This is a genomic window from Arthrobacter sp. EM1, assembly GCF_029964055.1.
Classification (GTDB): Bacteria; Actinomycetota; Actinomycetes; order Actinomycetales; family Micrococcaceae; genus Arthrobacter.
On sequence record NZ_CP124836.1, the window covers coordinates 3,687,254 to 3,699,381 of the forward strand.

Sequence of the window (12,128 nt, forward strand, 5' to 3'; positions counted from 1 at the left end):
GCGTCAGGGCGCCGACGCCAGGCTTTCCTCGGCCGCGGCTTTAGCCGCTGTTGTGGTCTCGGCGGGGCCCGGGCGCATCGCGGCCACGGCGCCGCCGGCCACCAGCACCACAACGCCGACTCCCATGTAGAGCATGGACGCGGTCCAGTGTGCGTCCAGCAGGGCGCCGGTGATCAGCGGCGCGACGATCGCGCCCACCCGGCCGACTCCGATGGCCCAGCCGACGCCGGTGCTCCGGATGGAGGCACCGTACAAGGCGGGGGTGATGGTGTACATCCCGGCAATGCAGCCGTTGATCAGCATGCCCACGACTCCGCCGGCGACAAAGGCGAGGGCCAGGATTCCCGCAGTGGAAATGAACATCACCATGGTGGCCGCGGAGAGGACGGCGAAGACGACCATCACCTTGCGGCTGTTCCAGCGAATGGTCAGCAAACCGTAGAGCAGCGACCCGAAAGTACCGCCCAGGGTGAGCATAAGCCCGCCGATCACGCCTTGACTCTCGGTCATTCCGGCCGTGACCAGAAGTCGCGGAGTCCAGCTGTTGACGAAGTAGAAGCCGAACATGGCGGCGAAGAAGGCCAGCCAGACAAGCCAGGTGGAGCGTCGGGTTCCGGCGGTGAAGAGCTCGGACACCTTATTCCTGCGCCCGGCAGCTGCGGCTGCGGGTGGCAGTTCAGTCACTGCCGGTTGCCCGATTCTGCGGGCGATCCGGTTCAGCCTGGCCACAACATTGCGGGGCCTTCTGGTGGCCAGGAAGTCCACCGACTCCGGCAGGAGCAAGGCGAGCAGTACAAAGACGGCGGCGGTGCAGATGCCGCCGAAGAGAAACACCGAGCGCCAGCCGAAACTGGCCTGCAGGGTAACGGCAGCTGCCCCGCCCAGTGTTGCCCCCACGCCGTATCCGGCGGTGTAGATGCTGATAGCCAGACCGCGCCAGCGCTTGGGTGAGTACTCACTGGCGATCACGTTGGTGCAGGCGAGGATGCCGCCGATGCCCAGGCCGGTCACGATCCGCCAGATCCCGAGTTCGACGGCCGAATGGGAAAGGGAGGCGAGCAGCATTCCTGCGGCGGCAAGGGCGACGGAGACAAGGACCATTGGCCGGCGTCCGATGACGTCAGCGAAGGGAGCCAGGCCCAAGGAACCGATGGCCATGCCGACCAGCCCGGCACTGAGCAGGACACCAAGTTCTGCGCCGCTGAGGCCAAAATCGCGGGTGACGCTATTCGCGGTGAAGGCCATGGCCAGGACGTCGAAGCCGTCCAAGGCGTTCAGCACAATGCACAAACCGACAATGAGCCATTGGTACAACGACATGCGTGACGCGTCAATGCGTTCCTGCAATTGCATGGGTGACTACTTTCTGGAATCCGCGGGCTGGCCGGCGGTGGCGGGTGGGCCCTGGCGTGAAACGAGCGGGTGCTCCGTGCCGGGCCGTCGGCGTCGAGGCCTGCCCTTCGTCGTCGAAGGAGGACCTACTGCCGCATATCTATAGTGATAGGTATGTGGCGTGACACACATCATAACTATCTCCATAGATAGTTGACGAGGGGTTTAATGGGATGAGCCCCGGCGGGCGGGCGAAAAACACCCGACCGGGTTCTTGACGAAGAAGATCGGCGGCAGATGAGCCTGCGGTACGCACTATTGGCATTGCTGACGTCCCAGCCCCTCACCGGGTATGACGTCTACAAGCACTTTGAGCGCTCGGTCGGCTACGTATGGCACGCTCCGGATTCGCAGATCTACCCGGAACTCCGGCGGATGGAAAAGGACGGCCTGCTCGGCGGGGTGGAAGAAGCCTGGGGCCAAAAGGGCAAGAAGAAGCGCTATCACATTACCCCCGACGGGGTGGAGGCATTCCGGGCCTGGATGAATACCACGCTCGACTATGCGCGGGAGCGCGACCCGATCCACCTCAAGGCCGCCTACCTCGAATGGGCTGAACCAGATGCGGCCAGGGCCCAGATGCGCGCCCATATTGACTACCACTCGTCACGGGCACAGCAATGGCGGGAGATGATCGCCAGCCTCGAGGACCGCAGCAATCCCACCTTGGCCCGGCGCCTGGAATCCGCGCCGGAAGAGGACCGGGCAAAAATCGCAGGCTACAAGATTTTCACCTATGAAGGCATGATCGACCGGGCCGAAGCTGAAGTCGCATGGGCCCGCCGCGGGCTGGAGTTGATTGACAAGCTCGAAGCCTGAGCCCGCGCGCCGGCGGACCCCGGGTCCGGGGCCCGCTGGCATGCTGATTCCAGTCGCGCGGGTTTCGGCTTAGAAGGGGTACCGGGCAGGCTTGGCCTGCATGGTGACCCACTGGTTTTCGGTGAACGATTCCAGGTTGGCCTCGGCGCCGCCGATCCGACCGCCGGTCCCGGAATTGCGGACACCGCCGAAGGGAATGTGGGCTTCATCGCCAACGGTCTGGTCGTTGATGTGGACCAGCCCGGACGGGATGTGCCGTGCGATGCTCCAAGCACTCATCGCGTCGGAAGTTATGATGCTGACCGAGAGCCCGTATTCGGAATCCTTGGCCAACTCCACGGCTTCCTCAACCGTGCTGAAGCGAATCACGGGCGCCACCGGTCCGAAGACTTCCGAGCAGAACACGGGCGTATCCGGACGCACCCCGTCCAGCACGGTGGGCGCATAGAACAACCCGTCGAAGGTGCCGCCCGCAAGCAGCGTGGCGCCGCCGGCCACGCTGTCGGTGACCAGCCGATGGATGTTGTCCCGCTGTTTCACGTCAATGATCGGGCCCAGAGCCACCTGTTCGGTGAAGGGATCGCCCACAGTGAGTTGCCTGGCTTTCTCGGCAAGCAGCGCCACATACTCGTCCGCGATGGATTCGTGCACGATATGGCGTCCGGCCGTCATGCAGATCTGGCCTTGGTGGAGGAAAGAGCCCCAGGCGCCGTTGGAGGCCGCCAGTTCCACATCGGCATCGGCTAGGACGATCATCGCGTTGTTGCCGCCGAGTTCGAGGTGCGCCCGCTTGAGATGCTCGGCAGCCGAGGCCCCGACGCGGCGGCCCGCGGCCGTTGAACCGGTGAATGCGATGACGCGGGTTTCCCGATTGGCCACCAGCGAAGCGCCGGCCTCCGCTCCTCCCGGCAGCATCTGCAGGACTCCGGCCGGCAAGCCCGCCTCCTCGAAGACCCGGGCGATCGATACGCCGCCGGCCACGGCAGTCCGCATGTCCGGTTTTAGCACCACGGCGTTTCCGAGGGCCAGCGCGGGGGCCACGGCCCGGATGGCCAGGATCAGCGGAACGTTGAACGGTGCGATCACCCCGACGACGCCGACCGGAACCCGCCGGCTGAAGCTGAGCCGCTCGGGATCTGCGGCCGCAAGCAGCTCGCCCTGGCCCCTGGAGGGAAGGGCTGAGGCCTCAAAGCACTCCTGCGCCGCGGTATGGGTTTCCAGCTGGGCCTTCGGCAGGATCGAGCCTGCCTCACGGATAATCCACTCGTGGATCTCGTCGGCGTGTTGTTCGAACAACATGCCTGCACGCCGCAGGACCGCTGCGCGCTCTTCGAAGCTGGTTTCAGCCCATGCTGGCTGGGCGGCGGCAGCCGCCTTGCAGGCTGCGTCGACGTCGTCGGCCGACGCGGTGCCGATGCGCCCCAGCTCCTTGCCCGTGGCCGGTTCAACAACGGCAGTGTCGCCGCTGTCCGAAAGCGTCCAGCTTCCGGTAAAGATTTTGCCGTCCCAGATTGTGGGGTCCATCAGTTTCACGGGGCTGCCTCTCGGTGGATGGTCCGGCCCTCGCGTCGTCGCGGAGGTCAGGGTCAGGTGTTGGCGGCTCTTGTCACTATCTATCTTCATAGATATGCTGTGATTCAGAACACTACCTATGAAGGTAGATAGTAGCCGGAACCGGAAGGAATGACCATGACGGCAATGATGCAGTCTGTGAGCTCGACGACGAACAAGGTGCTGGGCTATCCGCTGAACGCCTGGTACGTGGCCGCGTGGGACCACGAGGTCACCAGGAAGCCAATGCCGCGCCGGATCGCCGACCGGCCGCTGGCCCTGTACCGCACCGAGGATGGCAAGGCAGTGGCCCTCGCGGACGCGTGCTGGCACCGTCTGGCCCCGCTGTCAATGGGCAAGACCCTGGCGAAGGACCAGATCCAGTGCCCCTACCACGGCATCATCTACGACTCCGCGGGCCGCTGCGTGTCGATGCCGGCCCAGGAAACCATTAACCCGAGTGCGACAGTGCCCTCGTTTCCGGTGATTGAACGGTACCGCTACATCTGGGTTTGGCTGGGTGACCCCACCCGGGCCGATCCGGGTCTTATCCCCGACATGCACCAGATGAGTTCCGACGGCTGGGCCGGCGACGGCGAGACGATCTTCGCCCCCTGCAACTACCAGTTGGTGCTTGATAACCTGATGGACCTCACCCACGAGGAGTTCGTCCATTCCTCGTCCATCGGCCAGGACGAATTAAGCGAATCTGACTTCGTCGTCACGCAGGACGGCAACACGGTCACGGTCTCCCGCTGGATGCTCGATATTGACGCCCCGCCGTTTTGGCTCAAGAACATGCGGGACAAGTTCCCGGGCTTCGAAGGCCGGGTGGACCGCTGGCAGATCATTACCTTCCAGTCGCCGTCGACAATCAACATCGACGTGGGCGTCGCCAAGGCGGGTACCGGGGCGCCCGAAGGTGACCGCAGCCAGGGCGTAAACGGCTTCGTGATGAATACCATCTCGCCGGAAAGTGCCAAGACCTGCCACTACTTTTGGGCCTTTATGCGCAACTACCGGCTGGAAAGCCAGCTCATCACCACCCAGCTGCGCGACGGCGTCCACGGCGTCTTTGGCGAGGACGAAGCCATGCTCAAGGCACAGCAGGAAGCAATCGATGCAAATCCGGATTACGAGTTCTACAACCTGAACATCGACGCCGGCGGGATGTGGGTCCGTCGCCTGATCGAGCGCCAGCTGGCCGCCGAGGGCCGGCTCATCCCGACCACCTGATTGCCTTCCCGCTGTTCCGGATCCGCTGAAAAGTTAGAAGAACGACATGGCAGCAACAAACACAGAAGTCTGGCAGGCGGGCACCGTCGTCGAGGCGGAGTCCCTTACCGCGCAGACCAGGCGCCTGGTCATCGCGCCGGCCCTGCCCAGGAGGGCGGAGCCCGGCACGCACATTGACGTGATGGTGACAATAAACGGTGAACGCCAGAAGCGCTCATACTCCGTCGTGGATTCCAGCGAGGACGGGCAGCAGTTGGCCATCAGCGTCTTCCTGTCCCCGCAATCCCGGGGCGGGGCGGTCTTTATGCAGGAACTCCAGGTCGGGGACCGGCTGGAGATCACGCAGCCGCTGCAGAATTTTCCGCTCCGGGTCGGTGCGCCGCGGTATGTCCTGCTGGCCGGCGGCATCGGTATTACCGCGATGGTCAATATGGCCCGGGTCCTGAGGAACATCAAGGCCGAGTACGTCCTGGTCTATGCAGGACGCAGCCGCGCTGCCATGGCCTACCTGCCGCAGCTCGAGGAGCTCCACGGCGGGGCCCTTCGCGTGCACGTGGACGATGAGGGCACGGCGCTGAACGTCGATGAGCTGTTGGCCGGGGTGGACCCGGAGTCGGAGCTTTATATGTGCGGGCCGATTCGGCTGATGGATGCCGTGAAACGCGGCTGGCAAGCGCTCGGACTCAGCCTGCCGAACCTGCGGTACGAGACCTTCGGCAACAGCGGCTGGTTTGACCCGGAGGAATTTGTGGTCCGGGTCCCCCGCCTGGGGGTGGAGGCAACCGTCGGCGCCGGCAAGTCCATGCTGGAAGCCCTTGAGGATGCCGGCGTCGACGTGATGTTCGACTGCCGCAAAGGCGAATGCGGGCTCTGTGAAGTCCGGCTTCTTGGTGTCCAGGGCACCATCGACCACCGGGACGTCTTCTACAGTGAGCGCCAGCAGCACGCCGCGGCGAAGATGTGCTGCTGCGTCTCACGGGCAGTCAGCTCCGACACCGGAGCCCGTTCTGCGGCCGCCACCGAACGCGCCGTGATTTCCATCGACCTCTAGGCGGGGCTGTCCGGCCACGTCCCGGTCCCGCGGCCCACGTAGACTGGCAGTATGCGGCTGGTAGCAAGTGACATTGACGGAACGATCCTTGGCCATGACGGGAAAATCAGTGACCGGACCGTCCGTGCGTTCCATGCCTGCCGGGAAGCAGGCATCGAACTGGTCTTCGTTACGGGACGTCCGCCGCGCTGGCTGCACCCCCTCGAGGAACAGCTGGGCCACACCGGCACGGTGATCTGTTCCAACGGAGCTGTGGTCTGGGATCTCGAAGCAAACCGGTTGCTCTCGGCCCGGGCCCTCCAGCTGGACGCCGTGTTCGAGACCCGCCGCATCATCCGGCGGCTGCGCCCTTCGGCATTTTTTGCCGCCGAAACCCTGACCGGTTTCCATCTGGAACCGGGATTCCTCGACGACGGCGCCAGCCGGCTGCTGGCCGAGGTCACCCCCGCACCGTTGCACAGCACGCTGACCGCCGGGGACTCCGTCGTGAAGTTCCTGGCCATTGTCCGGGAGGGCAGCGCCGATGATTTCCTGGCCGAGGTGACTCCCGCCGTCGCCCATCTCGCAGCCGCGACGCACTCCGCGCCGAACATGGCGTTGCTGGAACTATCGCTTCCCGGCGTCAACAAAGCCGTGACGCTCGCCGAATACGCGTCTTCCCTCGGCGTCGGCGCCGCCGACGTGGTGGCGTTCGGTGACATGCCCAATGACATCGAAATGCTTCGCTGGGCCGGGGACGGCTACGCGATGGCCAGCGGCCACCCCGAGGCCATCCGCGCCGCCGGACAGCAGGCGCCGCACTTCGACGACGACGGCGTCGCGCAGATTCTCGAGGGTAAGCTCGCCGGGCTCGGCCTCCTGCGCCCTTGACCGCACTGACACCGGACTCCCAGCCTCCGGACAACTGACGTTCACCTTGGCGTTTTACCGTGGAGTTTCACGACGGATCAGTTGAGTGACGGTGGGAAATCATGGCCAGATACCGCATGGACAACTCGGACGACACGCCCCTGCGCCGGGTGGTGCCGGACGAGCACTGGAACAGCCTGCAGCAGGGTGACCGTGTTAGTGTCCGGCTGGCGCCCGGCTACGAGACCGGAGGCCGGGTAGACGCCATCACGGCGGACCACACAGCTGTGTGGGTGCACCTCGACGGCGGCCGCGGGCGCACGCTGCTGCACTGCAGTGACGGCGTGCAGATCCTTCCGCCCGCCAACTGACCGGGCACCTGGCGGTTGCAGCCGTCCGGTGCGGTCCGGGGCTCCGATAGGCTTCAGGAGTGAGCACCCCGCACCCGTTTTTCGCCTCCGGACCTGCCTCCGGCGTCGGCCCGTGCCTTCCCGTGGCCATGGCGCACCGCGGTTTCTCCCGGGACGGCCTGGAAAACTCCATGGCCGCGTTCCGCGCCGCCGTCGACCTCGGGTTCCGCTATCTGGAGACGGATGTGCACACCACCGCCGACGGTGTCCTGCTGTTGTTCCACGACGAAACCCTGGACCGGGTCACGGATGGCCGCGGCCGGATCTCGGAACTCCCGGCGGCTACCGTCGCGCTCGCCAGAATCGGCGGCGCGGAGCCTATTCCGTTGTTTGAGGAGCTCGCCACCGCCTTCCCGGAGGTCCGGTTCAACCTGGACGTCAAAGACTGGACCTCGGTGGACCCCCTCGTGGCGGTGATCGAACGGTTCGGCCTGCACGAGCGTGTACTGATCGCCAGTTTCTCGGACCGCCGGCGCCGCGCCGTGCTCAGGCAGCTGAGCCGTCCTGCGGCTGGTTCGGCCGGCATGGTATCCAACGCCCTCTTTGTCCTGCTGGGACCTGTGCTCCCGGCCGCGGTCATGGCCGCTGTAACGCGCCGGACGCTGCAGGGGGTCCACGCGCTGCAGGTTCCGGCCAGTTACGGTGCCGTGACCGTCGTGACCCCTGGCTTCGTCCGGCGCGCCCACCGTCACGGCTTGCAGGTCCATGTCTGGACCATCAACGACCCCGCGGAAATGCACCGGCTGCTGGACCTGGGGGTGGACGGGATTGTCACCGACCGTGCTGACCTGCTCAAGGAAGTCCTGCAGGAACGTGGGTGCTGGGCTTAGACACTGCGTCGGGGCGACCGGCCCGGACCGCCGGACTGGCAGGATAGAGCCATGCGCATCCTGATCGCCCCGGACAAGTTCAAAGGCTCCCTGACGGCCGCCGAAGCCGCCTCTGCCATCGCCGAAGGTGCTTTGCGCGTCTATCCGGACGCCGAAGCCGTCCAGTTCCCGGTCGCTGACGGCGGCGAAGGAACCCTTGAGGCGGCCGTCGCCGCGGGGTACGAGGAACGGCTGAACGCCGTCGTCGGGCCGATCCTGGCACCCGTTGGAGCAGCCTGGGCACTCCGAAAGGACGCTTTCGGCGGTGCCGCAGCCGTGATCGAAACCGCGCAGGCCTCCGGCCTGGCACACATGGCGCCGACCCCGTCCAACGCGCTGCGCGCGCACAGCTACGGCTGCGGCCAGCTAATAGCCGCAGCCCTCGACGCCGGCGCCACCGAGATAGTGCTGGGCCTGGGCGGTTCGGCGATGACCGACGGCGGCAGCGGTGCGCTGCGCGCGCTGGGCCTCAAACCGCTGGACGACGCCGGAAATGTGGTGCCGCTCGGCGGCGGCTCGCTCGCGGACGTGACAGTGCTCGATGTCAGCGGCCTGGATCCCAGGCTGGCCGCTGTGACGTTCCGGATCGCCGTCGACGTGCAGAATCCGCTGTTCGGCAACGACGGGGCAGCCCACGTGTTCGGTCCGCAGAAGGGCGCGGATGCCGACGCCGTGGAGTTGCTCGACGCCGGGCTGCGCAATTGGGCCTCGATCCTGCGCCAGGCCACCGGACGGGACGTCAATGTTCCCGGGGCCGGGGCCGCGGGGGGCTTCCCCGCGTCATTCCTGGCCTTTGGCAACGCCGCATTGGAAGGCGGGTTCGCCCTGGTCGCCGGGCTCACCGGACTCGCCGGAAAGCTCGCCGACGCGGACCTGGTGATCACCGGCGAGGGCTCACTCGATTCGCAGTCGCTGACCGGCAAGGCGCCGATTGCGCTCGCCGACGCCGCACAGCGCCTCGGCATCCCGGTGATTGTGGTCGCGGGGCGGATCCTGGTCACACCCGAGGACCTGGCCCGGCACGGTGTTGTGGCGGCTGCTCAGCTGCTCGATATCGCCGCCAGCCCGGAGGACGCCGTCGCAAACGCCGCGAAGTACCTTGCCTGGGCCACCAGCCAGGTGCTTGAAGGGGCCTAAAGCGCCGGGGGATTGTCCGAAAGTGCGTTCCGCGAGCTGTTTGATGACGGGTTCTCCTCGCGGGCTATCTCATTCTGCCTTCTTCGGCGTGCCGGCGCAGCCTCCTGGGCACGATGACCAAGAGGATAAACAACACTGCAAGCAGCACCGCCCCGGCAGTGAGCCCCGCCGCCCGGCCCGCCGTGACATCGAAAATCAGGGCGGTGGTGCCGACGCTGAGCAGTCCGATGCCGGAGAGGGCAACTTTGGCGATCTTGTCCGCATTGGACACGAGGGCGGCCCGGAGATGCTGCCGAAACAGGCGCCGGTGCACGCTCACGGGCAAGAGGATCAGGGCTGTGGTGAGGGCGGCCAGCGACACGTTGGCAAGATAGAGGGACGTCTGGAACCTGTCCAATGTCTCAAACCTGGCCTGAAATGGCAGGGTCAGCAGAAAACCGGCGAGGAGCTGCACGCCGGTCTGCAGCACCCGCAATTCCTGGAGCAACTCCAACCAGTTGCGGTCGAGCTTCTCGATGGCGGATTCGGTCCGGTGCACCTGCGCGGCCAGGCCTGACGACGGCTCCGGCCCCGGCGCACGCATGGACGGTCGATCGGTCACGGCTGGGCCTCCGGGGGTATGCGAATCCGGCTGCGGCGGCAGCCATCACTCAACTTAGGCTTGAAGTGAAAGAAGTTCAAGCGAATGCTAAGGCTACTGATGAATTCCGGGTAGGGTGGAATTGGTGACTTCACGGTGCGATCCTCGCGGGTCCGGCGCCACGTCCTGGCCACGTGCCGTTGTCGAATAAGAATCCACGCAGTTCACATTTCCAGCACGGGAGGAACAGCATGACTCAGGAGAAACAGCAGGAACCGATTGAGGAAGCAGGCGGCTACGGCACGCCGACCGCGGAACAGGAACTGCCCGGCGGCGACACCACCAAGTTCGCCCAGCCGCGTGATGAAGAAGCGTTCGACGCCGCAGGACTCAGCCAGGACAGCCCGGACGGGGAGACCTACCCGGCCGGGGCCCCGAACCTGAGCCAGTTAGGTGCCGCAGACCAAGACAGTGCAGGAGAACCCGGGGCAGGACGCTTCGGAGGAACGGAGGAACAAATGAGTGCAGAAAACGCCAGCACCACACCTGGCTACGACGCCGACGCCGACGAGAATTCCGAGGCGGCGATGCCGTCCTCGGAGGCGGAAATGGACGAGACCAATACCGAACGGCCCGACGCCGGCCGGCCGTTCTCCTCGGAGCCCGGGCAGGACGCGGCGGGTCTGCCCGACGGATCGGGAACGGACCTGCCCGAGGACAAGGCACCGAAGGACCGCGACGGGGACAGCACGGAAGCGTTCGACGCCGGCTAAAGCCGCCGCCCGCAGACAGCGGGACCCTGGACAGCGAAGGCCGGGATCCGTGCACCTTGGGTGGTGTTCGGCTCCCGGCCTTTCGGCTGCAGGCGGCGGGCGAAGCGGCCGTTAGCGGCGCTTCTTCGGCGCGCGCCTGCCCGGCGTCGCCGCGGCGGGGGCCACAGTCTCGGTTTCGGGCTCGGCAACGGTACCCCGGGCCGTTGCGATGGCCTTCATGCCGTGGTAGATCACGAGGGCCGCGGCGGAGCCGAGGGCGATGCCGGTGAATTTCAGGTCGCCAATGGTCCAGGTGTAGTCGGCGATCCCGACGATGAGCGCGACGGCGGCCGTGGTCAGGTTTACCGGGTTGGCGAAGTTAACCTTGTTCTGCACCCAGATCTTGACCCCGAGGACGCCGATCATGCCATAGAGCATCGTCGCCGCCCCGCCCAGCACGCCCGCCGGGACGGTGGCGATGAGTTCGCCGAACTTCGGTGAGAAGCTCAACACGACTGCGAAAAGGCCCGCCACCCAGTAGGCCGCCGTCGAATAGACCTTGGTGGCGGCCATCACGCCGATGTTTTCCGCGTAGGTGGTGGTTCCGGAGCCGCCGCCGAAGCCAGCAAGCACAGTGGCAGCGCCGTCGGCCATCAGCGCACGCCCGGAGACGCCGTCGAGGTTCTGGCCGGTCATCGCGGACACGGACTTCACGTGGCCGATGTTCTCCGCTACGAGCACCAGGACCACCGGCACGAACAAGCCCACCACACCGAGGTGGAATTCCGGGGTCTGGAAGTACGGCAGCCCCACCCAGGCAGCGGAGTCCATCTTGGCGAAGTCCACTTCGCCGCGGATCATCGCCACGAAGTAGCCGAGCACTACGCCGACCAGGATGCTCAGCCGGCCCAGGATGCCGCGGAAAAAGACGCTGACGACGATGATCGTGGCCAGCGTGATGAGGGCGGTGATGGGGGCCGCATCGAAGTTGTTCTTCGCTGCGGGCGCGAGGTTGAGGCCGATCAGACCCACGATGGCGCCCGTCACGATGGGCGGCATCAGCCGGTTGATCCAGCCGGCACCGAACTTCTGCACCACGGCGCCGATGATGGCCAGCCCGGCTCCGGCCAGCACCACGCCGCCGAGGGCGCCGGCAACGCCGTACTGCTGCTGGGAGGCCATGATCGGCGCGATAAAGGCGAAACTGGACCCGAGGTAGCTCGGCACCTGGCCCCTGGTAATAACCAGGAACAGCAGGGTGCCGATACCGGAGAAGAACAGGGTGGTGGCCGGCGGCATGCCCGTGATGATCGGGACGAGGAAGGTGGCACCGAACATGGCGACGACGTGCTGCATCCCGATCCCGATGGTCAGCGGCCAGGCCAGGCGCTCATCGGGCTTCACAACCTCACCGGGGCGGACCGACCTGCCGTTGCCGTGGAGCTTCCATTTGGTACCGAGCATGCTCATTGCCGGGCCTTT

Annotated in this window: 12 protein-coding genes; 8 read left to right on the top strand and 4 right to left on the bottom strand. The window is 65.9% G+C overall.

From position 1 onward, the window contains the following. Window positions 1–3: 3 nt before the first annotated feature. Window positions 4–1,353 carry an MFS transporter gene (locus QI450_RS17090; protein ID WP_226773113.1) on the bottom strand — a complete coding sequence of 450 codons (1,350 nt, stop codon included), beginning with the start codon at window positions 1,351–1,353 and terminating at the stop codon, window positions 4–6. A gap of 276 nt (window positions 1,354–1,629) precedes the next feature. On the opposite strand from QI450_RS17090, the gene QI450_RS17095 reads away from it, so the two are divergent. Next, complete coding sequence (locus tag QI450_RS17095; protein ID WP_226773112.1) at window positions 1,630–2,211, top strand: PadR family transcriptional regulator; 582 nt, start codon at window positions 1,630–1,632, stop codon at window positions 2,209–2,211. A 69-nt stretch (window positions 2,212–2,280) separates the two neighbouring features. On the opposite strand, the gene QI450_RS17100 is transcribed toward QI450_RS17095, so the two are convergent. Then, window positions 2,281–3,735 (bottom strand): aldehyde dehydrogenase family protein, encoded by a 1,455-nt coding sequence (locus tag QI450_RS17100; protein WP_256446426.1) that lies wholly within the window; start codon window positions 3,733–3,735, stop codon window positions 2,281–2,283. 159 nt (window positions 3,736–3,894) lie between these two features. Here QI450_RS17100 and QI450_RS17105 point away from each other — a divergent pair, with 159 nt between their 5' ends. The 6 genes from QI450_RS17105 to QI450_RS17130 all read left to right on the top strand — a co-directional run bounded on the left by QI450_RS17105 (window position 3,895) and on the right by QI450_RS17130 (window position 9,314). Beyond that, on the top strand, window positions 3,895–4,998 hold the full coding sequence (locus QI450_RS17105) for an aromatic ring-hydroxylating dioxygenase subunit alpha (protein ID WP_226773110.1): 1,104 nt from the start codon (window positions 3,895–3,897) through the stop codon (window positions 4,996–4,998). A 46-nt stretch (window positions 4,999–5,044) separates the two neighbouring features. Continuing rightward, complete coding sequence (locus QI450_RS17110) at window positions 5,045–6,049, top strand: PDR/VanB family oxidoreductase (RefSeq protein ID WP_226773109.1); 1,005 nt, start codon at window positions 5,045–5,047, stop codon at window positions 6,047–6,049. Window positions 6,050–6,100: 51 nt separating this feature from the next. Beyond that, window positions 6,101–6,919, top strand: coding sequence for an HAD family hydrolase (locus tag QI450_RS17115; protein ID WP_226773108.1), 819 nt, complete (start codon window positions 6,101–6,103; stop codon window positions 6,917–6,919). A gap of 101 nt (window positions 6,920–7,020) precedes the next feature. Next, complete coding sequence (locus tag QI450_RS17120) at window positions 7,021–7,269, top strand: hypothetical protein (RefSeq protein WP_226773107.1); 249 nt, start codon at window positions 7,021–7,023, stop codon at window positions 7,267–7,269. 128 nt (window positions 7,270–7,397) lie between these two features. Next, the gene (locus QI450_RS17125; RefSeq protein ID WP_226773115.1) at window positions 7,398–8,138 is read left to right on the top strand and encodes a glycerophosphodiester phosphodiesterase; all 741 of its coding nucleotides are present in this window, start codon (window positions 7,398–7,400) and stop codon (window positions 8,136–8,138) included. Window positions 8,139–8,189: 51 nt separating this feature from the next. Continuing rightward, window positions 8,190–9,314 carry a glycerate kinase gene (locus QI450_RS17130; protein ID WP_226773106.1) on the top strand — a complete coding sequence of 375 codons (1,125 nt, stop codon included), beginning with the start codon at window positions 8,190–8,192 and terminating at the stop codon, window positions 9,312–9,314. 64 nt (window positions 9,315–9,378) lie between these two features. On the opposite strand, the gene QI450_RS17135 is transcribed toward QI450_RS17130, so the two are convergent. Further along, entirely contained in the window at window positions 9,379–9,915 is a 537-nt protein-coding gene (locus QI450_RS17135) for a DUF6328 family protein (RefSeq protein WP_226773105.1), read from the bottom strand. A gap of 230 nt (window positions 9,916–10,145) precedes the next feature. On the opposite strand from QI450_RS17135, the gene QI450_RS17140 reads away from it, so the two are divergent. After that, entirely contained in the window at window positions 10,146–10,667 is a 522-nt protein-coding gene (locus tag QI450_RS17140; protein ID WP_226773104.1) for a hypothetical protein, read from the top strand. 111 nt (window positions 10,668–10,778) lie between these two features. On the opposite strand, the gene QI450_RS17145 is transcribed toward QI450_RS17140, so the two are convergent. Then, window positions 10,779–12,116, bottom strand: a complete 1,338-nt coding sequence (locus tag QI450_RS17145; protein WP_226773103.1) for a solute carrier family 23 protein — start codon at window positions 12,114–12,116, stop codon at window positions 10,779–10,781. Window positions 12,117–12,128 lie beyond the last annotated feature (12 nt).

What these genes read in the sequence shown, in the direction of transcription:
- QI450_RS17095 (WP_226773112.1), top strand. Translation starts at nt 1,630, where the DNA reads ATGAGCCTGCGGTACGCACTATTGGCATTGCTGACGTCCCAGCCCCTC.
- QI450_RS17115 (WP_226773108.1), top strand. Translation starts at nt 6,101, where the DNA reads ATGCGGCTGGTAGCAAGTGACATTGACGGAACGATCCTTGGCCATGAC.
- QI450_RS17130 (WP_226773106.1), top strand. Translation starts at nt 8,190, where the DNA reads ATGCGCATCCTGATCGCCCCGGACAAGTTCAAAGGCTCCCTGACGGCC.
- QI450_RS17125 (WP_226773115.1), top strand. Translation starts at nt 7,398, where the DNA reads ATGGCGCACCGCGGTTTCTCCCGGGACGGCCTGGAAAACTCCATGGCC.
- QI450_RS17110 (WP_226773109.1), top strand. Translation starts at nt 5,045, where the DNA reads ATGGCAGCAACAAACACAGAAGTCTGGCAGGCGGGCACCGTCGTCGAG.
- QI450_RS17100 (WP_256446426.1), bottom strand. Translation starts at nt 3,735, where the DNA reads ATGGACCCCACAATCTGGGACGGCAAAATCTTTACCGGAAGCTGGACG.
- QI450_RS17090 (WP_226773113.1), bottom strand. Translation starts at nt 1,353, where the DNA reads ATGCAATTGCAGGAACGCATTGACGCGTCACGCATGTCGTTGTACCAA.
- QI450_RS17120 (WP_226773107.1), top strand. Translation starts at nt 7,021, where the DNA reads ATGGCCAGATACCGCATGGACAACTCGGACGACACGCCCCTGCGCCGG.
- QI450_RS17145 (WP_226773103.1), bottom strand. Translation starts at nt 12,116, where the DNA reads ATGAGCATGCTCGGTACCAAATGGAAGCTCCACGGCAACGGCAGGTCG.
- QI450_RS17105 (WP_226773110.1), top strand. Translation starts at nt 3,895, where the DNA reads ATGACCATGACGGCAATGATGCAGTCTGTGAGCTCGACGACGAACAAG.
- QI450_RS17140 (WP_226773104.1), top strand. Translation starts at nt 10,146, where the DNA reads ATGACTCAGGAGAAACAGCAGGAACCGATTGAGGAAGCAGGCGGCTAC.